Source organism: Sphingobium sp. AP50, assembly GCF_900109095.1.
Classification (GTDB): domain Bacteria; phylum Pseudomonadota; class Alphaproteobacteria; order Sphingomonadales; family Sphingomonadaceae; genus Sphingobium.
Genome location: NZ_FNYZ01000009.1, coordinates 13,261 through 37,077, shown reverse-complemented (window position 1 = coordinate 37,077; position 23,817 = coordinate 13,261). Strand labels below are relative to the sequence as shown.

Sequence of the window (23,817 nt, the reverse complement as noted above, 5' to 3'; positions counted from 1 at the left end):
CGCGCAAGGGGAAGCGGGCAGGGCGCGAAACCCGCTTGAAGCGGGCAGGTGCGGGTGCTAGCGGCTTGGCCCATGTCGATAGACCTTCAGACCGTGAAAAAGATCGCCAGCCTTTCGCGCATTTCGGTGACGGATGCAGAAGCGGAGGCCATGGTGCCCGAACTCAACAACATCCTTGGCTGGGTGGAGCAACTGGGCGAGGTGGACGTGACCGGCGTAGAGCCGATGACGGCCGTCATCCCCAACCATCAACGCCTGCGCGACGACGTCATCAATGATGGCGATGTCCGCGACAAGGTGCTGGCCAATGCGCCGCAGGCCGAACATGGCTTCTTCGCGGTGCCCAAGGTGATCGAATAATGACCAATCTGACTGATCTGACGGTCGCGGAAATCCGCGACGGCTTTCGTGCGGGCGATTTTTCGGCGCGTGAAGTGGCGGAAGGCTTCAACGCCAATGTTGCTGCCGCCAAGGCGCTGAATGCCTTCATCGTGGAAACGCCGGAAAAGGCGCTGGAAGCGGCTGACGCGGCCGACAAGGCGAAGGCGGACGGCGAAACGCTGGGTGCGCTGGCTGGTGTGCCGATCGGCATGAAGGATCTCTTCTGTACGCAGGGCGTGCAGACGACCGCGGCAAGCCACATGCTGGAAGGCTTCGTGCCGACCTATGAATCGACCGTGTCGGGCAAGCTGTGGGCGGCTGGCGCGGGGATGCTGGGCAAGCTGAACCTAGACCAGTTCGCCATGGGATCATCCAACGAGACGAGCTATTATGGCAATGTGATCTCGCCCTGGCGGCGGAATGACGGCGGTAATGCTGCCTTGGCGCCGGGTGGGTCTTCGGGTGGTTCGTCCTCGGCGATTTCCGCGCGGCTGTGCCCGGCGGCGACCGGCACCGATACGGGCGGGTCGATCCGCCAGCCGGCCGCCTTCACCGGCATCAGCGGCATCAAGCCGACCTATGGCCGCTGCTCGCGCTGGGGCATCGTGGCGTTCGCTTCGTCGCTGGATCAGGCCGGGCCGATGGCGCGCACGGTGCGCGACAATGCGATCCTGCTGGAGGTGATGTCAGGCTTCGATCCCAAGGATTCGACCAGCCTCGATCTGGCGGTTCCCCAGTGGGAAGCCAGTTTGTCGAGCGATCTCAAGGGCAAGAAGGTCGGTATTCCCAAGGAATATCGCCCCGATGGCCTGAACGCAGAAATCTCTGCCATGTGGGATCGCGGCATTGCCTGGCTGAAGGATGCTGGCGCCGAGGTGGTCGATGTGTCGCTGCCGCATACGAAGTACGCGCTGCCGACCTACTATATCATCGCCCCGGCTGAGGCGTCTTCGAACCTCGCCCGCTATGACGGCGTGCGCTATGGCCAGCGCGACCTGCCCGATGGGGCGGGTTTGCAGGACATGTATGCCGCGACCCGCGCTGCCGGTTTCGGGCCGGAAGTGAAGCGCCGCATCATGATCGGCACCTATGTGCTGTCGGCGGGCTTCTATGATGCTTATTATACGCAGGCGCAGAAGGTCCGGGCGCTGATCGCGCGCGATTTCGAGCAGGCTTTCGAGACGTGCGACCTGCTGCTGACGCCGACCGCGCCGAGCGCTTCCTTCGCGCTGGGCGAGAAGCAGGCCGATCCGCTGGCCATGTATCTGAACGACGTCTTCACCGTGCCGGCCTCGCTGGCGGGGCTGCCAGCGATGGCGGTGCCGGGCGGGCTGGATTCGGCAGGTCTGCCGATCGGTTTGCAGATCATCGGCAAGGCGCTGGACGAGCAGACCGTGCTGAACGCGGCCCTCGCGATCGAGGAGCGTTCGGGCTTCACGGCACGGCCGGACAAGTGGTGGTGAACTGGATCGGCGAGATCCTTTTCCAATTCCTTGGAGAAGGCCTCGTCGAAGGTTTCAAGCGGCTGAAATTCGGACGGACCTGTGTCGCAGTTCAAACGCCCGCTCGGCGGAAAGTTCTGAAACGGCGTGCGCGTAATCGTGTGAACCGACGGAACGGTAGCTGACCATATTGCATTCGACCGGCGAAGTGTTACCTGTGGTAACACTGGAGTTTCCATGATGAACATGCACAGCAGGATCGACGAAGAGACGGTGGTCAACATGACCAGCAAGGGGCAAGTGCTCATGCCCAAGGCTATCCGCGATCGTATCGGTCTGGTGCCGGGTCAACCCGTGCGGATCGGGATCAACGATCGCGGTGAGGCTGTTGTTTTGCCCGCCGCCCCGGCCGTCGAGGAAACGGCGGAGGAACGGCGTGCCAGAATCAAGGCGGCGATCCTTTCTGTCGCAGGTTCCATCGATACGGGTTTCGCTACGACGGATGAGTATATGGACTATATCCGTCCGCACAGATTGGAGCCCGAATGACATTTGTTGATACGAACATCGTTATCGACATCTTGTCGGGTGATGATGTGTGGGGTGATTGGTCAATCGACAGGTTGAGCGACGCACGGCGTGATGGCCCCGTCCTGTTCAACGCCATCATTCTGGCCGAGCTGAGCCGCAATTATGCTTCTCTCGCAGATTTGCACGGTGCATTGTCTTTTCTGGGACTGGTATCAGAGCCGATCGACGACCGGACCGCCTTTATTGCGGGGCAGCGTTTTGCCACCTATCGGGGCATGCGCGACAGGGACAAGGCCTATCGCGTCCTGCCTGACTTTTTCATCGGTGCGCATGCGATCGTTTGTAACATGGCCTTGCTGACTCGCGACCCAGTTCACTACCGGCGTTATTTTCCAGAGCTTATCCTCATCACTCCCGAAACGGACCGAACATGACTGAATCAACCTATCGCATCCAGGGCGCAACCGGCGAGTGGGAGGTCGTGATCGGCCTGGAGGTCCATGCGCAGGTGACGTCGAACGCCAAGCTGTTTTCGGGCGCGGCGACCGCTTTCGGTGCGGAGCCGAATACGCAGGTCAGCCTTGTCGACGCGGCGATGCCCGGCATGCTGCCCGTGCCCAACCGCGAGTGCATCCGTCAGGCGGTGCGCACCGGCATGGCGATCGACGCGCAGATCAACAAATGGTCGCGGTTCGACCGCAAGAATTATTTCTATGCGGATCTGCCGCAGGGCTATCAGATCAGCCAGCTTTATCACCCGATCGTGGGTGAGGGGCAGATCGAGATCGTGCTGGACGAGAAGAACCCCGACGCCAGCAAGAAGGTGATCGGTGTCGAACGCATCCATGTCGAGCAGGATGCCGGCAAGCTGATGCACGACCAGCATCCGACCAGTAGCTATGTCGACCTGAATCGCTCCGGCGTGGCGCTCATGGAAATCGTGTCGAAGCCGGACATGCGTTCTCCTGCCGAAGCAGGGGCTTATCTGTCGAAGCTGCGAACCATTCTGCGCTATGTCGGGTCGTGCGACGGCAATATGGATCAGGGCTCGATGCGCGCCGACGTGAACGTCTCCGTACGTCGTCCGGGCGAGGAATTCGGCACGCGCACCGAGACGAAGAATGTCAATTCGGTCCGCTTCGTCATGGCCGTGGTCGAGCATGAGGCGAACCGCCAGGTCGACGTGCTGGAAGCCGGCGGCAAGATCGTGCAGGAAACGCGCCTTTACGACCCGGATCGCAACGAGACGCGATCGATGCGGTCGAAGGAAGATGCGCATGACTATCGCTACTTCCCCGATCCCGACCTGCTGCCGCTGGAACTGGACGACGCCTTTCTGGAGGCATGCCGCCAGTCTTTGCCGGAACTGCCGGATGCGAAGCGCGCGCGCTATGAAGGCGACCTCGGCCTGTCCGCCTATAATGCCGCGACTTTGACCGCCGACGCCGACACGGCGCGCTGGTTCGAAGCGCTGCTGGCCGAAGGCGCGCGTATCCAGAAGAAGAGCGAAGGTGAAGTCGCCAAGGCTTCGGCCAACTGGCTGCTCTCGGAACTTTATGGCGCGCTTAACCGCATTGGTAAGTCGCTTGAGGAAAGCCCTGTAAGTCCTGAAGAAGGCGCGGAATTGCTGGCGCTGGTGGCCGACGGCACGATCAGCGGCACGATCGCCAAGCAGGTGTTCGAGATCATGCTGGAAACGGGCGACAAGCCGGGCAATATCGTCGAGGAAAAGGGCCTGAAGCAGACGTCCGACACCGGCGCGATCGAAGCGGCGGTGGCCAAGGTGCTGGCCGACAATGGCGACAAGGTCGAACAATATCGCGGCGGCAAGGAAGCCTTGTTCGGCTTCTTCGTCGGCCAGACGATGAAGGCGATGCAGGGCAAGGCCAATCCGCAGGTCGTCAACGAACTGGTGAAGAAGGCACTGGCGGGCTGATCGATAGAGGCACTGCTGCCGTTACGGCTTGAGTGATAATAGCGGATATGGTTCCATAGCCTTTGTAAAGAGGGGGCTATGGAACCATATTTCGCGGTTACGATGGAAACGGCGAAGGAATTGCTTCGCCGCTGCATTTCATTGTTGGTGACGCCAGCCCTGAAAGCCTTTGCCGTTGCAATGGTCGTGGCAGGAGCGTCTTTTCCTGCGTTGGCAGCATTGCCTGCCGTCACAGCTTCGGTCGGCTTTCCGCTATCTTCTGTTGTTGGTCCGGTTCGTGCCGGATTATTGTGCATGCCCAACGGCAAATTGCGCGGCAGCGATTTCCTGCGATCACAGGATGATCTTGGGCTGCTGGTACAGCGGGCTTTGTCCAAGCGGGAAGCAGACGCAACTATCCGGCCTGCTGACAAGATAGATGTTCGTTTCCAAAAGCTGCGTGTCAAAATGTGCGCGCGGTCCTGGGGCGTGCTTGGGGTGGGAGACCGCAAGGCGCTGTCTGGCAGCGCCGAATTCACATTTGGCTGGTCCACGGCGTCGGGCATGGAACCGAGAATGTCCACTGTGACCGTCGATTTGGAAAAGGCGGATGCGATGCCAGCGGACGACATCATGGTGGAAGCGCTGAACCGCCTGCTGGATCAGATCGACCAGCTTTCCCCCTGAAACGAGAGAAGGGGCGCCGCCGGGGGGACCAGCGACGCCCCTCTTTTATGCCCGGCGCCCTTGGGGAGGGTTTTGTGCCGGAGCGGAACAGACGGACCGGGAGGGTCTGTGGGGTGTGGCCCGCCTGTTCAACCCTTAGACGTCACAGGACGAAGTTAACCGTCGCCCGAACGGACAATGCGACATTATTTTGTTGTTGCTCCGCGCCGACCTCGCCGCCGATGCGGAAAGTGTCGGTGCCGCCATAGAGACGCGCGCGGCCGGTCCAGCCATTGGTACGGTCTTCGGCGACCAGCGTGAACTGTTCCCCGTCCTTGAAATTGGCCGTGGTGTTGCCGAGCGATCCGCCGACGATCTGGCGACGGCCGCCCTCCAGTTCCAGACGGAGCCAGCCATCCTCTTTGTTCAGGCTGCCAAATTCATAGCCTGCCGTCAGCGTGCCAGTGGCTGCCGTTTCGTCGCTGGTGCGGCCGAGCACGGTGAGGTTGAAGGCATCGCCGCCGCCGGTTTCGCTATAGCCATCTTCCTTCAGGCGGTAATAGTCGACGCTGAGCGCGGGGCGCAGGCTGAACCGGTCGAACTGCATCTGATAGGATGCGCCGGCGGTGGCCGAAACCAGCGTGCCGTTCCACTTGCCATAGGCGGTGCGGGTGACGTCGCCGTTTTCATAATAGCGCGATCCGGCGAAATTGACCCGTGCCGCCGAGACGCGGGCATAGGTCTGCAACGCGCCCCACTGGCCACGCCAGTGCGCCGCCAGTTCATATTGATCCGACGCGACATTGTTGTTGGCGCCGCTGGTATTGTTGGCGTGGACATAGGAGAGCGAACCGCCGAACGCGCCATAATCGGTCAGATATTCCGCGCCGCCGCCAGCGCCCCAGCCGTCAATGTCATAGTCGGCCGTCGTGCCCACATCCTTGGAGCTGTTGAACGCGACCTGTTGCAGCCAGAAGCCGAGCCTGCCATCCTTCGTGCGGTAGATGCCGTTGGGATCGGACAGAATGCGGGCCATGGCGCGCGATCCCTGGGTTGCTGCTTCGAACGTGCCGCCGGCATGATCGGGCAGCATCTGTTGCAGATTGCCCTTAAGCGTGGCGCCGTTGGTGATGCCCAGAAAGGCGTTGGCGATGTCGCTGTCATTATCCAGCGCGTTGAAGATCGCCGAATAGGCTCGTGCCTGCGAACCGACCAGGCCGAGTTCGGACACGGTCTTTGCCGCGACCGTCAGGGTGACGGTGCCCGCGGTGGTGTCGCTGGCCAGGCTGCCCTTGAACATATAGGGGAGCAGCGTTTCGTCATCGAGCGCGAGCGAACCGCTGAGCGATCCGGCGGTGACGATGACATAGTCGCCTTCCGATCCGCTGACCTGGGTCAGGTTGACCTTGACCTGCGATCCGGTGGCGAAGCTGGCGGCGCCGGCCACGTCATAGACGGTGTTGGTGCCGGCTTCCCCATCGATAGTGACGCCGAGCGTCGAGGTCGCGCTGGCGGAGAGCGAGGCGAGCGACACGGTGCCGGTGTTGGTGGCGTTGAGCGTGCCGCCGTTCAGCACGACGCTGGTGCCGCTGCTGTTGCTGATGGCGCCGGAGATGGACGAGGTGCCGTTCAGCGTCAGCGAATCGGTGCCGCCGCCGAAATCGACATCGCCCACGATGCTGGCGGTGTCACCCAGCGTCAGGCTGTCATTGCCCGAACCGAAGGTGACATTGCCGGTGATGCTGGACGAACCCGACAGGGTCAGGCTGTTATTGCCATTGCCCAGATCGATGTCGCCGGTGATCGTGCCGGCCGATACCTTGACGATATCGCTGCCCGAACCGAGCAGGATATCGCCGGCGATCGACGGATCGCTGGCATCTTCGTCCTCCAGAGCCTGCGTCAGGGTGACGCCGCTGGTGTTGGCGCTGAGGTCGATCGCGATGTTGCTGACGCCGCCCGATGCGCTGATCGCGCCGGTGTTGGTGAGCGAGGTCACGGTGCCGGAAGCGTCGCGAATGCCGACGGCCGTGCCATCTTCATCGCTGCCTGCGATCGCGACGATACGGCCGCTGACCGTGATCGCATTCACCGATGCGCCAGCGTCGATCTGGATGCCGGTGGCGGTGGTGCCTTCGAGCGTGGCGCCGCTGGCGCCGATGCTGCCGCTGACGTCGATCGTGCCGGTGGTGGCGCCCGATCCGATGCGCAGTGCGGTGGCATTGCTGTCATAGGAGACGGCCGAGACGGTGCCGGCGATCGAAATGCCGTTGGCGATGGACACGTCACCGCCCAGCCCGCCGACGACCAGCGCATTGGCGTCGACGCCGTCATAGATGCCGTAGCCATAGATGGAGCCATTGACGACGAGGCCATAGCCCGACGTTTCGGTCGCGACCGATCCGATGGTCGTGTCGATATCGGCAGAGCCGATCTGCACGGCCGCGGCCGAGCCATAGGTCACGACGACGGCGCTGCCTTCGCTGGCGTCGGTCAAGCCGTCATTGTCGACATCGTCATCATCATCGTCGAGGGTGGGGGGGGTGTCGAAGATTACGCCGCCGCTGACATTGCCGGCGATGACGACGGCAGAGCCGCTCTGAAGCAGATCGTCCGCGTCCAGATCGGACGTGTCGGTCGGCCGGGTGGTGGTGCGATAGCCGGTGCTGGTGATGGTGCCCTGAATTTTCACCGCGCCATCCACGTCGCCGAGCAGCGCCACGCCGACGCTGTTTTCGCCCTTGGCGGCGATCGATCCCTGAAGGGTGACGTCGCCGGTGATATCGTTGGCCACGATACCATAGCTGTTGTCGCCCAGGACCGAGATGGTGCCGCTGGTGGTAAGGTTGCCGGTCAGGGGACCGTTCAGGCGAATGCCTGCGGACTCATTGCCTTCGATACTGATGGTGCCACTAAGGTCGATATCACCCACATGGGCGGCGCCGGACTGAACGAGGATGCCGTTCTTGCCCGATCCTTCGGCGAAGGGGCCGTCGACGTCATCGTCGTCATCCTCATCTTCGCCGGTATAGTCTTCGGTCAGGGTGATGGTGCCAGCGACGCTGATGTCGCCAGTCGTGCCGGCCGCCGCCAGGATGCCGGTCACATTATCGGCATCATTGATGGTGATGGTGCCGGCGTTGGACACGGTGTTGTTGCTGTCGATGGTGACGGCGGTGCCGCTGGTCAGGGTGATCGATCCGCCCGACGCGATGGTCAGGTTATCCGCCGCGCCGCTGGCCACGGTGGAGGTCTTCAGGGCTGTCGTCGTCGCACTGCTGATCGTGGTTTCTGCCGCCGCGTCGGCCACGGTAAGGGCCGCCAGAACGGGGGCGATGGCCGTGCAGGCCAATAGATGTCGCATGATGTCTCCTCTGCGTGCCGCGCTCGATATTCTGGGGGCGCGTCCGCATGGGACGGTGCCGAAGCGTGGCTTCCGTCAGGCAATGCGATGAATATTTATTCAGAAAGCGAAGTCGACGCCGATCCGTACGGTTCGGGGGCGCAGGGGCGTATAATAATCGGTCTGAAGATCGAACGGGGTACCCAGCGAGAAGCGATTGCCGTTGCTGTCGAACAGGTTGGTGAGCGACAGCGAATATTGCACCGGCCCGCGCGTGACGCTGGCGGAGAGGCTGGTGTCGACATAGTCGCCCTGCGTCTGGCCCAGGATCGGGCCGACGCCGAGGCGCGATTTGCCGACATAACGGGCGGACCCCATCAGGTGCAGGTCCGTCTCCGTGGACAAGGGCGCACGATAGTCGAGGGCGAGCCGTCCGCCCAGATTGGCGACATTGGGCAGGCTGAGCGAGCGGCCCTGGTAGGACAGGGCCCGCACGAAGTCAGTCGGCTGGGTCAGGCGGCTGTCATTATAGATAGCGCTGGCATCCAGCGTGAGCGAGCGGATGGGGCGCAGGACGATGCGCCCCTCGACCGTGTAGATCCGTCCGTCACCGATATTGGCGGTGGTGGGCAGGCCGATCCGGTCGGTGACGTCGGCCTGAATATTGCGCCAGTCGGTATAGGCGACATTGGCGCTGGCGGCGAAGACATCGCGGCCCGGCACGCCCTTTCGCGCACCGATCTCCACGGTGGAGGCCCGGTCATTCTGGAAACGGCGGACGCGCTGGTCGTCGACGGCAAGGCCGCCGGGCCGGAAGCCCTGCTGGAAGCGGGCATAGAGGGTGACGTTGGGAATAGCGTCGGTCAGCAATGAGGCCGACGGCAGGAAGAAGGTTTCGCTGCGATTGGCCTGCGCTTCGGCGCGGGCGAGATCGCTGGAGGACAGCAAGGCGCCGGGATCGAGCGCTTCGCCCGACAGGCGGCTGTTGGTCAGGCGGCCGCCGAAGGTGGCGATGAGGCCCTTGACCGGTTCGAAAGAGGCTTCGCCGAACAGCGTGGCTTCCTTCACGCTGTTGCGCACGCCGGTCGCGGCGGCGGCGCGGCCCATGCCATAGAGGGGGACGCCCGGAATGATCGGCGGTTCGCTCGTCTGCGCGCCGAAGGAGGTGAGCGACCGGTCGAGGTCCGACGTGCTCTGGAGGTAGGAGGCACCCAATATCCAGCCCAGCCCATTGTCCAAATCGCGCACCAGCCGGTTTTCGGTGGAGAAGATGCTGACCTGATTACGCTGGCGGAACAGGGCCGGGGCGCTGCCGGGCTGGGTGGCATCGTAGCTTTCGGCCAGTGTGTGGCGGACATAGCCGGTCGAGGAAACGAAGTGGAGCGAATCCCACTGCCGTTCGATGCGGACATTGCCGAGCAGATAGTCGGCATAATAGGGCTGGGCGACCGAGGAGGCGCGCTTCAGGCGGCCGACGCTGCGGGTGGCATATTGGGCGTCTTCCCCGTCGATATGCTGGTAGACGCCGTTCAGGTCTATGGTCCAGTCCTCGTTCGGGGTGAAGCGCAGCGCGGTGCGTCCGCCATAGGTGCGCACCTGATTGACGTCGTCCTTGTCGCGGCTGACATCATCGATATAGCCGCCATCCTGCACGCCATAGCCGACCACGCGCAGCGCCAGCTTATCCGAGACGATCGGGATGTTGAGCGTGGCGGACAGGTCGCCGCCCGGATCGCCATGCTGGGTGGCGGAGGCGCCAGCGGACATCTGCCCGCCCCATTCGGTCATGTTGGGCGCATTGGGCATGATGCGGATGATGCCGCCCAGCGATCCGGCGCCGTAGAGCGTACCCTGTGGCCCCTCCAGCACTTCGACCCGGCCGATATCGTAAAGTTTCAGGTCCGGGTCCGGCGCGGCATAGTTGAGGCGCATGTCGCCCAGATATTGCCCGGTGGTCGCCTGTGTCGGACCGGCCAGCGCGGAGTCCGCGATCGCGCGGATGAACAGTTTGTTGCGGCCGGCGCCTGCATGGGTGGAACTGAGGCTGGCGACCCGTGCCAGCAAGGTGGCGCTGCCGCCTGCTGCCTCTGCGGCGGTGAAGATGCCGTCGCCCAAAGTCTCCACAACGCCGGCATAGCGGAGCAGGGGCACCTCCCGCTTGGAGGCGGTGACGATGATCGCGGCCTGCGGTTCTTCTTCAGGGGCGGCTGCGGGCAGAGCAACCGGCGTGGGAGCGGGAAGCGGTGCAGGGCGAGCGCGCACGATGCGCCAGCCATTGCCGCCGACCGGCTGTGCCTTTGTGTTAGTGCCCTTGAGCAGGCGCCGCAGCGCCGCGTCCGCCGACATGCGCCCCTTGACCTGCGGGGTGCGGATGCCAGCCAGCGACTGGTCCGACATGCCGATGCTGATGCCTGTCTGACGGCCAAGCGCTATCGCCGCCTCACCGAGCCTGCCGGGGGCGATATCGATATCCTGTCTGTCCGCCGCCAGAGCGGGTATGGGTGCCGCTGCGGCGAGGACGGTGACGATCAGGAGGTCAGATCTGCGGACCATCCCCTTCCTTAGCGGGCCCTTCCTTCAACAGCCAGCCATCGCCCTGACGGACGGCGGTCAGGCCCATGAGCGGCGCGGCCTGGGCAAAGAAGCGCGCCGGATCGCGATCCAGCCGGATAGTGCCGGTGAAGCGCATCGCCTGCGCGCCCGGCGCCGCGGTCAGCGTCACGCCCAGCGAGCGGCCGATATCCTGACTGATGTCGGCGATGGAGGCATTGGCATAGACCAGCCGCCCCTGTCGCCAACTGGCAACGGCGCCCGGTGCCACGTCCATCAGGCGCAGGCCCTGCGCATCGTCGGACAGGGCGCGACCAGCGGGCAGGGCGATCGCCTCCGTATCCGGATTATAGACGACCTTGCCTTCCGACACGCCGATATGGGTCGCGTCCCTGGTATGGACGATGTTGAAGACCGTACCAGCGTCCTCGAACACGGCATCGCCCACGGTCACGCGGAACGGATTGGCGACGTCATGCCGCACGGTGAAGGCGGCTTCGCCTGCGTCGAGCGCGGCGAAACGAGCATCCTTGCGATCGAAGCGCATGGTCGTGCCGCCGTTCAGTTCGACGCGCGTGCCATCATCCAGCGCAATGGTGCGGGTTTCGCCGGGACGGGTGGTGACGCTGTAAATGTCGCTGCGGTTGAGCAGGCCGACCGATATGACGCCGACCAATGCCGCCGCCACCGCGCCGCCTGCGATCCAGCGCAACGGGCGGCGAGGACCGCGATCATTGGCGGCCACCGGCATGATGACGGGTTCTTCCGGCACGATGCTGTCCAGATCGCTGTCTGCCGCCATCAGAGCGTCATAAGCGGGCGCATGTGCGGGATGCGCCTCCAGCCACAAGGTGAAGGCCTCCCAATCCTGAAATTCCGGGTCGCGGGTACGGATGACCCAACCCAGCGCCTCCTCGTTAATCATGGCTCCAGCCCTGTTCCTTTTTGCCCCTTGCTGACCCTGACGCCGCCAGCCCGCTCATTCCGTATCGATTTTCTGCTTGAGGAGCAGCATGGCACGATAGGCCTTTTGCAGATCCTTCTCCACCGTGGTCAGGCTGACGCCCAGTTCCTCCGCAATGACGCGCTGGCCCACCCCTTCGATCCGGAAGCGGCGGAACACCAGTTCCACCCGCGGCCCCAGATCGCGCAGCACGGCGCGCGCTTCGGTCAGCCGCTGGTTGAGGATCATGCGTTCGTCGACGGCGATATCCTCATTGGGATCGGCCATGACACCGCCAGCCCCCTCCGCCCAATCCTGTTCGCGCCGTTCGCGCCGACTGGACGACCGGTAGCGGTCGAGCATCAGGTTGTTCGCCATGCGATACAGATAGGGCAGGGGATCGATGACGGGGCCAAGATCCTTGGCCTCCAGCTTCATCCACATGTCCTGCAACAGATCTTCGGCGTCTTCCCCCGCGCCGCGTGCGCGCAGGAAGCGAAGCAGCGCCGCGCGGTTGGTCATGAAAATTGCGGAGAGGCCAGTGGCCATATGCCTGTGCGGGTCCGTTATGCTGTTCTGGGCGCTGCCATAGAGGGCCGGGCAGGGTCTTGGCAACGGCCAAGCTGTTTACCTGTGCGCGTGGCTGCTCTAGCGCTGGAGGAGAGGAACGACGAGGATGGCGATCGGCGCATGGTGGGAATGACGGACAGGGCAGCAGCGCAGGCGGCGGGAATGGACCCGGATCGACTGGATGCGCTGGTGGAATCCCTCGATCGCCGCTATCTGGCCAGCGGCAAGCTGCCCCATATGCAATTGCTGCTGTCGCGGGACGAGACGGTGTTGCTGTCCGGCGTGCGGGGGCAGGCGCGGGCCAATGGCGAACCGCTGCGCGAGGATGCGCTCTATCGCATCGCGTCGATGACCAAGCCGGTGACGTCGGTCGCTTTCATGATGCTGGTCGAAGCGGGGCTGGTCGCGCTGGATACGCCAGTGACGGATATCATTCCCGAATTTGCCGATCTGCGGGTCGGGCGGGCCAATCGGGCGCGGCTCAAGCGGCCCATGCTGATGATCGACCTGCTGCGCCACACATCAGGCCTGACCTATGGATTGCAGCGGCAGACGGCGATCGATGCGCGCTATCGCAAGTTGGGGCTGGACGAATTCCAGCAGCCGCGCACATCCAACCAGTTCGTTGCCGACCTTGCCACTCTGCCGCTGGAATTTTCGCCGGGCGAGCGCTGGAATTATTCGGTGTCGACCGATGTGCTGGGCGTGGTGGTGGAGCGGTTGACAGGGCTTGATCTGGAGACTGTGTTCCAGACCCGCATCTTCGGGCCGCTGCGAATGGTCGATACGACCTTCATGTTGCCGGACGAGAAGGCGGACCGGATGACCGACGCCTGGCGGCTGGACGAACGGCCGGGCAAGCCCACGGGGCTGAGCGTGGCCGATCTGGGCGCGCGCAGCGGGTGGCGGCGCAAGGGGCGGTTCCAGTCGGGCGGCGGCGGGCTGGTTTCCTGCGTGGCGGACTATCATCGGTTCGCCCGGATGCTGCTGCACGGTGGCGAACTGGATGGCGTGCGGCTGTTGCAGGCTGATACCGTGGCGCAGATGCGCATCAACCATTTGCCGGGCGGTGGCGATCTGGCCAGCATGTCCGGTGCGATGTTCAGCGAGGCCGATTATCAGGGTGTGGGCTTTGGTCTGGGCTTCGCCATGGATATGGCTTTGCAGGAATATTATTGGGGTGGCGTCTTTTCGACCTATTTCTGGATCGATCCGGTCGAGCGGCTGATCGGCATCTTCATGACCCAGCATCTGCCATCCAGCACCTATCCGGTGCGGGCCGAATTGCGGGCGGGGGTGCGCGGGGCGCTGCTACGCCGAAATGGATGAATAATGGTTTAGGAAACTGGCTGAAATCAGCCGATATTTCTTGCTGCGGTGCAAAAATGCCGATGGCGCGGGGCAAGGGGCTGTGTCATCATCCTGTTCGACTCAGCAGGGGGACCAGCGCCGATGAACCTCAAGGGCCAGACCGAACTTCCCAAACCCGCACCGCGGCAATTCACCCCGGAAGTCCTAGCTCATGAGATTGTCGAGCGGCTGACCTATCGCATCGGCAAGAATGCGGCGGCGGCCAAGCCGCATGACTGGCTGCATGCCGTGATCCTTTCCATCCGCGACCGGGTGATCGACGCATGGATCACCTCCACCCAGAAAACCTATGAGGAAGAAGGGCGGCGGGTCTATTATCTGAGCCTTGAATTCCTGATTGGCCGGCTGATGCGCGATGCCGCGTCCAACATGGAAATGCTGGACGATGTGCAGGCGGCGCTCGATTCGCTGGGCGTTGATATCGACATCATTGCCGCGCTGGAGCCGGATGCGGCGCTGGGCAATGGCGGCCTCGGGCGCCTCGCCGCCTGCTTCATGGAAAGCATGGCGACGGTCGACGTGCCCGCCTATGGCTATGGCATCCGTTATGTGAACGGCATGTTCCGGCAGGAGATCAGCGACGGCTGGCAGGTGGAACTGCCGGAAAACTGGCTGGCGCATGGCAATCCCTGGGAATTCGAGCGGCGCGAGGCGAGTTACGAAGTCGGGTTCGGCGGACGGGTCGACCCGGCCGAGGGCGAGGATGCCGGGCCGCACCAGATGCGCTGGCGCGCGGCGGAGCGGGTGATCGCCACCCCCTATGACACGCCGATCGCGGGCTGGCGCGGCAAGCGGGTCAATACGCTGCGCCTGTGGGAAGCGCAGCCGATCGACCCGATCCTGCTCGACAAGTTCAATGCCGGCGACCATCTGGGCGCGCTGTCCGAAAGCAACCGGGCCGAAGCGCTGACGCGGGTGCTCTATCCCGCCGACTCCTCGCCCGCCGGGCAGGAATTGCGGTTGCGGCAGGAATATTTCTTCTCCTCAGCCTCGTTGCAGGACATTGTCCGTCGCCACATCCAATATTTCGGCGATATCCGCACTTTGGCGGAAAAGGCGGCGATCCAGCTCAATGACACGCATCCGGCAGTGTCGGTGGCGGAATTGCTGCGCATCCTGGTCGATGATCATGGCGTGGATTTCAGCGAAGCCTGGGACATTACCCGCAAGACGTTCAGCTATACCAACCACACGCTGTTGCCCGAGGCATTGGAAAGCTGGCCGGTGCCTTTGTTCGAGCGGTTGCTGCCCCGGCATATGCAGATCGTCTATGCGATCAACAGCCGCCTGCTGGGCGAGGCGCGCAAGTCCGGCCAGTTCACCGACGAGGCGATCGGCACGATATCGCTGATCGACGAGGGCGGCGAACGGCGGGTGCGGATGGGCAATCTGGCCTTTGCCGGATCGCACAGCGTCAATGGCGTGTCAGCGCTGCACACCGACCTGATGAAGGTCACGGTCTTTGCCGACCTGCACAAGCTGTATCCGGCGCGGATCAACAACAAGACCAACGGCGTCACCTTCCGCCGCTGGCTGATGCAGTGCAATCCGGGGCTGACCGGGCTGATCCGTGAGGCGATCGGCGACCGGTTCATGGACGATCCCGAGGCGCTACGCGAACTGGACGGTTTTGCCGACGACAGCGCGTTTCAGGAGAAATTTCTGGCGGTGAAGCGCGCCAACAAGGGTGCTCTGTCCGATCTGCTGCGGTCGCGCGTCAATGCGCGGATCGATCCGGCGGCGCTGTTCGATATCCAGATCAAGCGCATCCATGAATATAAGCGGCAATTGCTGAACATTGTCGAGGCGGTGTCGCTCTATGACCAGATCCGGTCGCATCCCGAAAAGGACTGGGTGCCGCGCGTCAAGCTGTTCGGCGGGAAGGCGGCGCCGAGCTATCATAATGCCAAACTGATCATCAAGCTGGCGGGTGACGTTGCCCGTGCGGTCAATCATGACCCAGCGGTGCAGGGGCTGCTGAAACTGCAATTCGTGCCCAATTATAATGTGTCGATGGCGGAGATGATGATCCCGGCCGCTGATCTGTCCGAACAGATTTCGACCGCGGGCATGGAAGCGTCCGGCACCGGCAACATGAAGTTCGCCGTCAACGGCGCGCTGACGATCGGCACGCTGGACGGCGCCAATGTCGAAATGCGCGACCATGTGGGCGAAGAGAATATCGTGATCTTCGGGCTGACCGCGCAGGAGGTGAATGACGAGCGGGCTGGCGGCTATAATCCGCGTGACGTGATCGGCCGCAGCCGCGAACTGGGGCAGGCGCTCGACGCGATTGCCAGCGGTGTCTTTTCGCCGGACGATCCGGATCGCTACAAGGGGCTGGTGCAGGGCATTTACGACCATGACTGGTTCATGGTCGCGGCCGATTTCGACAGCTATTCGGCTGCCCAGCGCAAGGTCGATGCACTGTGGCTGGACCAGAGCGTCTGGGCGAAGAAGGCGATCCACAATGTCGCGCGCATGGGATGGTTCTCGTCCGATCGCACGATCCGCGAATATGCGACCGATATCTGGAAGATGCCGACATGATCGCCAGCATTGCCGGAGTGGATGGATAGGTGCTGACGCGCGAGCAGATCGATCTGCTGGTGCAGGGGCAGGATGATGATCCTTTCGGCACGCTTGGCGTTCATCCGGCCGCGGAGGGCGGATTTACCGCCTGCGTTCTGTTGCCAGAAGCGATCGCTGTCGAGGCGCAGACGCTGGCGGGCAAGGCCGTCGGTACGCTGGAGCGGGTGCATCCCGATGGGCTGTTTCATGGCAAGGTCACGATCCGCAAGCGCCAGCCGCTGCGCTATGTCGCCACCTATGGTGATGGCGGCGGCTATGATCTGATCGATCCCTATGGCTTTGGTCCCGTCCTGGGGCCGATGGACGATCATTATTTTTCCGAAGGATCGCATGGCCGGCTGTTCGACAAGCTGGGCGCCCATATTATCGATCATGAAGGGGCGACCGGCACGCATTTCGCGGTCTGGGCGCCCAATGCCCGGCGGGTGTCGGTGGTCGGCGATTTCAATCGCTGGGACGGGCGGCGCGGGATGATGCGCCATCGCGCCGATGCGGGCGTATGGGAGATTTTCCTGCCCGACGTGGGACCGGGCAGCGCCTATAAATATGAGATTGTCGGTGCGGACGGGGTGACATTGCCACTGAAGGCCGATCCCTTTGCCTTCCAGAGTGAATTGCGGCCGTCCACAGCGTCGATCGTGGCGACGCCGCAGGACCATATATGGGGGGATGCGCGGCACCGCGAACATTGGCGGACCAGCGATGCGCGGCGCCAGCCTGTGTCCATCTATGAAGTGCATGCCGGTTCCTGGCAGCGCAACGACGACGGCGATTTCCTGACCTGGGATGAACTGGCCAACCGGCTGATCCCCTATGTGGTCGGCATGGGCTTTACCCATATCGAATTCCTGCCGATCAGCGAATATCCCTATGACCCGAGCTGGGGTTATCAGACGCTGGGCCTCTATGCGCCGACGGCGCGGTTCGGCGATCCGGCGGGCTTTGCGCGCTTCGTGGACGGGGCGCACCGGGCCGGGGTGGGGGTGATACTGGATTGGGTGCCGGCGCATTTCCCGACCGACGAACATGGGCTGGCCCATTTCGACGGCACGGCGCTGTACGAACATGCCGATCCGCGCAAGGGGTTCCACCCCGACTGGAACACCGCCATCTATAATTTCGGGCGGCGCGAGGTGGCGCAATATCTGGTCAATAATGCGCTGTTCTGGGCCGAGCGCTATCATGTCGACGGGCTGCGCGTGGATGCGGTGGCGTCGATGCTCTATCTCGATTATTCGCGAAAGCCCGGCGAATGGGTGCCCAACGATCATGGCGGGCGGGAGAATGTGGAGGCGGTCGCCTTCCTCCAGCAGATGAACAAGGCGCTGTACGGCAATCATCCCGGCGTCATGACCATTGCCGAGGAATCGACGAGCTGGCCCGGCGTGTCGCAGCCGGTGCATAGCGGCGGGCTGGGCTTCGGCTTCAAATGGAATATGGGCTTCATGCACGACACGCTGCGCTATCTGGCGCGCGATCCGGTGCACCGCGCGCATCATCATGACGACATCACCTTTGGCCTGATGTACGCCTTTAGCGAGAATTTCGTGCTGGCGCTGAGCCATGACGAGGTGGTGCATGGCAAGGCATCGCTGCTGCACAAGATGGCCGGGGACGACTGGCAGAAATTCGCGACTCTTCGGGCCTATTATGGGCTCATGTGGGGTTATCCGGGCAAGAAGCTGTTGTTCATGGGGCAGGAATTTGCCCAGCGGGACGAGTGGAACGAGGATCGCGCGCTCGACTGGCAATTGCTGGACCATGGACCGCATCTGGGGGTGCAGCAGCTGGTTGGCGACCTCAACCATCTCTATCGCAGCCGGGCGGCGCTGCATGCGCGCGATTGCGAGGGCGAAGGGTTCGAATGGGTGCTGGTCGACGGCGCGGCGGATTCCGTCTTCGCCTGGCAGCGTCGTGCACCCGGTGCCCGGCCGATCGTCATCATCAGCCATTTTACGCCGGTTCTGCGTCATGGATACCGGATGCGGCTGCCTTCGGGCGGGCGCTGGCGCGAGATATTGAACAGCGATGCCAGCGTCTATGGCGGCAGCGGCGCGGGCAATATGGGCATGGTGGAAGCCGATGAGGAAGGGTGGGCGAATATTACCATCCCGCCCTTCGCAACCTTGATGCTGGAACTGGATTATTGATTACCGACGGGGCGCGTGCAGGCGAAACGCGGGCAAAGTGAGGAGAGGCCCAGTAGTGCAGACCAAATATCAGCCGATCGCGCGCGATGCCATGGCCTATGTCCTGGCGGGAGGGCGCGGCAGCCGCCTGTCGGAACTGACGGACAAGCGCGCCAAGCCCGCCGTGCATTTTGGCGGCAAGGCGCGGATCATCGATTTTGCCCTGTCCAATGCGCTGAACAGCGGCATCCGCCGCATCGGCGTGGCGACGCAATATAAGGCGCATTCGCTGATCCGCCATTTGCAGCGCGGCTGGAATTTCCTGCGGCCCGAACGCAACGAGAGTTTCGATATCCTGCCCGCGAGCCAGCGTATTTCCGAAAGCCAGTGGTATGAAGGCACGGCCGACGCCGTGTTCCAGAATATCGACATCATCGAAAGCTATGCGCCGGAATATATGGTCATTCTGGCGGGCGACCATGTGTACAAGATGGATTATGAACTGATGCTCCAGCAGCATGTGGACAGCGGCGCGGACGTGACCGTGGGCTGTCTGGAAGTGCCGCGTAAGGAAGCGGTGGGCTTTGGCGTGATGCATGTCGATGAAGCGGACGTCATCACCGCCTTCGTCGAAAAGCCCAAGAACCCGCCGGCCATACCGGGTCAGCCCGACATGGCGCTGGCGTCGATGGGCATTTATGTGTTCCGCACCCGCTTCCTGATCGAGCAATTGCTGCGCGATGCGGATGATCCGACCAGCAAGCGCGATTTTGGCGGGGATATCATCCCCTATATCGTCAAGCATGGCAAAGCGGTGGCGCATCGCTTTTCGAGCAGCTGCGTGCGGGCCGAAAGCGAGCTGGTGCCCTATTGGCGCGATGTCGGCACGATCGATGCCTATTGGCAGGCGAATATCGACCTGACCGATGTGGTGCCGAGCCTTGACCTGTATGACCGTAGCTGGCCGCTCTGGACCTATTCGGAGGTCACGCCGCCGGCCAAGTTCGTGCATAATGAGGATGGCCGGCGCGGATCGGCGACATCCTCTCTGGTGGCGGGCGGCTGTATCGTGTCGGGGTCTTCGCTGCATCGCAGCCTGCTCTTTTCGGGTGTGCGCACGCACAGCTTTTCGTCCGTTACGGAAAGCGTGATCATGCCCAATTGCGAGATCGGGCGCGGCGCACGGCTGCATAAATGCGTGGTGGATTCGGGCATCATCATCCCGTCGGGCCTGATCATCGGCGAAAATCCAGACCATGATGCACAGCGTTTCCGTCGCACCGAAAGTGGCATCTGTCTGGTGACGCAGGCGATGATCGATCGGCTGGCGGCCTGACCCGACCCATGACGATCAAGCTGCTGTCGGTCGCGTCCGAAATCTATCCGCTGATCAAGACCGGGGGGCTGGCCGATGTGGCCGGGGCGCTGCCGGGTGCGCTGGCCGGGCAGGGCGTGGCGGCAAGGACATTGGTGCCGGGCTATCCCGCCGTCATGGCAAAGCTGGGCAAGACGAAGGTCGTGCGCCGCTATGACGATCTGTTCGGGGCGTCGGCCACGGTGCTGGCGGGGGAGGTCGACGGGCTGGACTTGCTGGTGCTGGATGCGCCGGAATATTTTACGCGCGAGGGTGGCCCCTATGGCGATCATGGCGGCAATGACTGGGCCGATAACTGGCGCCGTTTCGCCGCGCTGTCACGGGTGGGCGCGGACATAGCCGAAGGCGCGTTGAAGGGATGGCGCCCCGATATCGTCCATGTGCATGACTGGCAGGCGGCGATGACCGCCGCCTATATGCGCTTTGGCCCGGCGGCGTCGGTGCCCAAGGTGGTGACGATCCATAATCTGGCCTTTCAGGGGCGGTTTTCGGCGGACATCTTCCCCCGGCTGGGGCTGCCGCCCGAAGCCTGGGGCGTGGATGGTGTCGAATATTATGGGGGCATCGGCTATCTGAAGGCGGGTCTGGTGTCGGCCGAGGCGATCACCACGGTCAGCCCGACCTATGCGCAGGAAATCCGGTCTTCGGTGCATGGCATGGGACTGGATGGGCTGATCAACGGGCGGGTCGACCGGCTGCACGGAATATTGAACGGCGTCGATACCGATATCTGGAACCCGGCGGCCGATCCATTGATCGCCAGGCCCTATAGCGCGCGGGCGCTGGCGGCACGGGCGGTGAACCGGCGGGCGCTGGAGCGGCGGTTCGATCTGGATGCCGATGATGCGCCGATCTTCATCATCGTGAGCCGCCTGACCTGGCAGAAGGGCATGGACCTGATGGTCGAGGCGCTGGATCATCTGGTTGCCGCTGGTGCGAAATTGGCGGTGCTGGGATCGGGCGACCATCCGCTGGAAGGCGCGTTGCTGGGCGCGGCGGACCGGCATCGCGGACGGATCGGCGTGCAGATCGGCTATGACGAGCCGCTGTCGCATCTGTTGCAGGCGGGCGGGGACGCGATCCTGATCCCGTCCCGTTTCGAACCGTGCGGCCTGACTCAGCTTTATGGTCTGCGCTATGGCTGTGTGCCGGTGGTGGCACGGGTTGGCGGGCTGGCCGATACGGTGATCGACGCCAATGAGGCGGCGGTGGCGGCCGGGGCGGCGACCGGGCTGGTCTTCACCCCGTCCGATCCGCTGGCGCTGCACGGGGCGATCAACCGGGCGGTGGACCTGTATCGCGACAAGGCGGCCTGGCAGGCGATGCAGCGCGCGGGGATGCGCGCGGATGTGAGCTGGACGCACAGCGCGGCCCGCTACGCCGCGCTTTATCGATCGCTGATCGCGGAGGCGGCGTGACATTGGGGCCGGTGGTCAGTGAGGGCGGGACGCGCTTTTCGGTCTGGTCGCCCGATGCGACGCAGCTATGGCTTTGTCTGTTCGACGCGGCGGGGCGCGAAAACCGCCTGCCGATGCTGCGGGACAGTGATGGGTGCTGGCATCTGGAAGTGGCGGGGGCGGGCGTGGGGACGCGCTATGGGCTGCGCGCCGATGGCCCCTATGATCCTGCGTCGGGCCTATGGTTCGATCCCGACAAGTTGCTGATCGATCCCTATGCGCAGGCGATCGACCGGCCGTTCCGCTATGATCCTGCGCTGGCCGCGCCGCGCGGGCAAGGGTGCGATACCGCCGCGCTGATGCCCAGAGGCATAGTGACGGCGACTTTGCCGCCGGTGGAGGCCGCGCCGCCGTGCTTCTATCCGGGGGGGCTGATCTATGAAGTGCAGGTGCGTGGCTTCACCATGCTGCACCCGGATGTGCCGGAGGCGCAGCGCGGGACGATCGCTGCGCTGGCCCATCCATCGGTGATCGCGCATTTGAAGCGGCTGCATGTCTCGGCGATCGAACTGATGCCGATCAATGCCTGGATCGATGAACGGCATCTGGGGCCGCTGGGGCTGAGCAACGCCTGGGGCTATAATCCGGTCAATTATTTCGCGCTGGACCCGCGTCTGGCGCCCGGCGGGCTGGCGGAGTTGCGGACGACGGTCGCGGCGCTGCACGATGCCGGGATCGGCGTGATACTGGACATGGTCTATAATCATGACGGGGAAAGCGACGCGCTGGGGCCGACGCTGTCGCTGCGCGGGCTGGATGCGCGCAGCTATTTTCGGCACGAGCCGGACGGACGGCTGATCAATGATACGGGGACAGGCAATAGCATCGCCTGCAATCATGTGGTGGTGCGTCGCCTGATCCTGGATTCGCTACGGCATTTCGTGACGCAGGCCGGGGTGGATGGCTTCCGCTTCGATCTGGGGCCGGCGCTGGGGCGGATGGCGGACGGTTTCGATCCGGCCGCGCCGCTGTTGCAGGAGATGCGGGCCGATCCCGTGCTGGCGGACCGGATCATGATCGCCGAGCCATGGGATATCGGGCCGGGCGGCTATCAGCTCGGGCGGTTCGGCGACGGCTGGCTGGAATGGAATGACCGCTATCGGGACGATATGCGGCGCTTCTGGCGCGGGGGCGCGGGGACGATCGGCGCGCTGGCCACGCGATTGACCGGATCGTCGGACATATTCGGCGCCGGGGTGAGCCGCAGCGTCAATTTTCTGGCGGCGCATGATGGCTTTACGCTGGCCGACCTGACGGCCTTTGAGCAGCGGCATAATCATGCCAATGGCGAAGATAATCGCGATGGCCATGGCGAGAATTTTAGCTGGAATGGAGGTGTCGAGGGGGCGAGCGACGATGTGGCGGTGCTGGCGGGGCGGCAGCGCGATGTTATGGCGTTGCTCTCCACGCTCTTCTGTTCGCGCGGGGCGATCATGCTGACGGCGGGGGACGAGTTTGGGCGGAGCCAACAGGGCAATAATAATGCCTATGCGCAGGATAATGCGATTAGCTGGATCGATTGGGAAGGGCGCGACCGGGCGTTGGAGGCGCATAGCTTCGCCCTTGCTGCGTTGCGGGCGGAGGCGCCGGAATTGCGCGATATTGCCATGTTGAAGGACGGTGATGTCGACTGGCTGGATGAAGCGGGGCAGCCGATGCGCATCGGGCAGTGGGAAGAGCCGGGGCGGCGTCGGCTGTCGTTGCGCTATCGGGAGAGCGGGCTGACGCTATGCGTGAATGGCGATGGCGCGCCTTGTCTCTTTCACCTGCCCGACGGCGATGTTCTGGAAGTGGCAGCGCGATCGATCGGGATCAGGCGACCGGAACGCTGAACAGCTCTGGCCGTCGCAGCCGCAGTGCCATCAGCAGGATGGCGAGTTTCCCATCATTGATCTGTTTCTGGGCGAACATCGTCCATAGCTGGTCCAGTGGCAGTTCATGGACGGTGATATTTTCCTGCTCTTCGTCCAGCCCGCCGCCTGCGGCGATGCGGTCGCCGGCGCTATATTCCGCGAGGAAATAGTCGATCTTTTCGGTGACGACGCTGGGGATGCTCCAGATCTGGCCGAGATGGATCATGTCGCCCAGTTGCACGCCCGCTTCCTCCAGCGCTTCGCGCCGGGCGCAGTCGGCCGGTTCATCCTCCAATATGCCGGCGATCGCCTCCATCATGTCGGGCAGGCCCGCGAGCATGACGGGCGTGCGCGGCATCGATACGGTGAGGGCCATGCGGCGCTCCGCATCATAGGGCAGCACCGCGACCGCGCGGTTCATTTCTACCACATGGCGTTCGAACAGATCGCCATTGGCGGCGCACATGTCGACCATCAACAGGTTGAGCCAGCCCTGATAAAGGGGCCGGGTGGTGAGGATGACGGTCATGAGGAACCTCCGCTGTTCCTACTTGCCTAGCGGGATGGCGATGCCGCGCCAATGGTGGAAGTGGTGAGTCCAGCTGGGTTCGAACCAGCGACCTACTGATTAAAAGTCAGTTGCTCTACCGACTGAGCTATGGACCCTTCCGTGCGGTGGAGGTCGCCCTAATGGCGGCG

Annotated in this window: 17 protein-coding genes and 1 tRNA gene; 12 read left to right on the top strand and 6 right to left on the bottom strand. The window is 63.4% G+C overall.

Annotation, left to right across the window (positions count from 1 at the left end; translation table 11 throughout):
- Nucleotides 1-72 precede the first annotated feature (72 nt).
- From gatC to BMY84_RS15305, 6 genes are all read left to right on the top strand, one after another.
- Entirely contained in the window at nt 73-360 is a 288-nt protein-coding gene (gene gatC, locus BMY84_RS15330) for an Asp-tRNA(Asn)/Glu-tRNA(Gln) amidotransferase subunit GatC (protein ID WP_093085004.1), read from the top strand.
- Nucleotides 360-1,844, top strand: coding sequence for an Asp-tRNA(Asn)/Glu-tRNA(Gln) amidotransferase subunit GatA (gene gatA / locus BMY84_RS15325; protein ID WP_093085002.1), 1,485 nt, complete (start codon nt 360-362; stop codon nt 1,842-1,844). The genes gatC and gatA overlap by 1 nt, the downstream gene beginning before the upstream one ends.
- Before the next feature lie 216 nt (nt 1,845-2,060).
- Entirely contained in the window at nt 2,061-2,372 is a 312-nt protein-coding gene (locus tag BMY84_RS15320) for an AbrB/MazE/SpoVT family DNA-binding domain-containing protein (protein ID WP_256213330.1), read from the top strand.
- Nucleotides 2,369-2,788 carry a type II toxin-antitoxin system VapC family toxin gene (locus tag BMY84_RS15315; RefSeq protein ID WP_093085001.1) on the top strand — a complete coding sequence of 140 codons (420 nt, stop codon included), beginning with the start codon at nt 2,369-2,371 and terminating at the stop codon, nt 2,786-2,788. The genes BMY84_RS15320 and BMY84_RS15315 overlap by 4 nt, the downstream gene beginning before the upstream one ends.
- Nucleotides 2,785-4,290 (top strand): Asp-tRNA(Asn)/Glu-tRNA(Gln) amidotransferase subunit GatB, encoded by a 1,506-nt coding sequence (gatB, locus tag BMY84_RS15310; RefSeq protein WP_093084999.1) that lies wholly within the window; start codon nt 2,785-2,787, stop codon nt 4,288-4,290. The genes BMY84_RS15315 and gatB overlap by 4 nt, the downstream gene beginning before the upstream one ends.
- Before the next feature lie 102 nt (nt 4,291-4,392).
- On the top strand, nt 4,393-4,956 hold the full coding sequence (locus tag BMY84_RS15305; RefSeq protein ID WP_143075055.1) for a hypothetical protein: 564 nt from the start codon (nt 4,393-4,395) through the stop codon (nt 4,954-4,956).
- A gap of 142 nt (nt 4,957-5,098) precedes the next feature.
- Here BMY84_RS15305 and BMY84_RS15300 read toward each other — a convergent pair whose 3' ends face one another.
- From BMY84_RS15300 to BMY84_RS15285, 4 genes are all read right to left on the bottom strand, one after another.
- Entirely contained in the window at nt 5,099-8,299 is a 3,201-nt protein-coding gene (locus BMY84_RS15300) for an autotransporter outer membrane beta-barrel domain-containing protein (RefSeq protein ID WP_093084996.1), read from the bottom strand.
- A 99-nt stretch (nt 8,300-8,398) separates the two neighbouring features.
- On the bottom strand, nt 8,399-10,831 hold the full coding sequence (locus BMY84_RS15295) for a TonB-dependent receptor domain-containing protein (RefSeq protein ID WP_093084995.1): 2,433 nt from the start codon (nt 10,829-10,831) through the stop codon (nt 8,399-8,401).
- Nucleotides 10,815-11,753 (bottom strand): FecR family protein, encoded by a 939-nt coding sequence (locus BMY84_RS15290; protein ID WP_093084993.1) that lies wholly within the window; start codon nt 11,751-11,753, stop codon nt 10,815-10,817. Before BMY84_RS15290 ends, BMY84_RS15295 begins: the two co-directional genes overlap by 17 nt.
- Before the next feature lie 54 nt (nt 11,754-11,807).
- Complete coding sequence (locus BMY84_RS15285; protein ID WP_093084992.1) at nt 11,808-12,320, bottom strand: sigma-70 family RNA polymerase sigma factor; 513 nt, start codon at nt 12,318-12,320, stop codon at nt 11,808-11,810.
- A gap of 141 nt (nt 12,321-12,461) precedes the next feature.
- On the opposite strand from BMY84_RS15285, the gene BMY84_RS15280 reads away from it, so the two are divergent.
- The 6 genes from BMY84_RS15280 to glgX all read left to right on the top strand — a co-directional run bounded on the left by BMY84_RS15280 (nt 12,462) and on the right by glgX (nt 23,097).
- Complete coding sequence (locus BMY84_RS15280; RefSeq protein WP_093084990.1) at nt 12,462-13,670, top strand: serine hydrolase domain-containing protein; 1,209 nt, start codon at nt 12,462-12,464, stop codon at nt 13,668-13,670.
- Nucleotides 13,671-13,793: 123 nt separating this feature from the next.
- Nucleotides 13,794-16,262: a glycogen/starch/alpha-glucan phosphorylase gene (locus tag BMY84_RS15275; protein WP_093084989.1), complete on the top strand. Its 2,469-nt coding sequence runs from the start codon at nt 13,794-13,796 to the stop codon at nt 16,260-16,262.
- 29 nt (nt 16,263-16,291) lie between these two features.
- Nucleotides 16,292-18,454, top strand: coding sequence for a 1,4-alpha-glucan branching protein GlgB (gene glgB, locus BMY84_RS15270; protein ID WP_093084987.1), 2,163 nt, complete (start codon nt 16,292-16,294; stop codon nt 18,452-18,454).
- A 55-nt stretch (nt 18,455-18,509) separates the two neighbouring features.
- Complete coding sequence (gene glgC, locus BMY84_RS15265; RefSeq protein WP_093084986.1) at nt 18,510-19,769, top strand: glucose-1-phosphate adenylyltransferase; 1,260 nt, start codon at nt 18,510-18,512, stop codon at nt 19,767-19,769.
- 8 nt (nt 19,770-19,777) lie between these two features.
- Entirely contained in the window at nt 19,778-21,226 is a 1,449-nt protein-coding gene (gene glgA / locus BMY84_RS15260; protein ID WP_093084984.1) for a glycogen synthase GlgA, read from the top strand.
- Nucleotides 21,223-23,097, top strand: coding sequence for a glycogen debranching protein GlgX (glgX, locus tag BMY84_RS15255; protein ID WP_093084983.1), 1,875 nt, complete (start codon nt 21,223-21,225; stop codon nt 23,095-23,097). The genes glgA and glgX overlap by 4 nt, the downstream gene beginning before the upstream one ends.
- On the opposite strand, the gene BMY84_RS15250 is transcribed toward glgX, so the two are convergent.
- Nucleotides 23,078-23,647, bottom strand: a complete 570-nt coding sequence (locus BMY84_RS15250) for an NUDIX domain-containing protein (RefSeq protein WP_093084981.1) — start codon at nt 23,645-23,647, stop codon at nt 23,078-23,080. The genes glgX and BMY84_RS15250 overlap by 20 nt on opposite strands.
- Nucleotides 23,648-23,708: 61 nt before the next feature.
- Nucleotides 23,709-23,784: transfer RNA gene (locus tag BMY84_RS15245), tRNA-Lys, on the bottom strand.
- Nucleotides 23,785-23,817 lie beyond the last annotated feature (33 nt).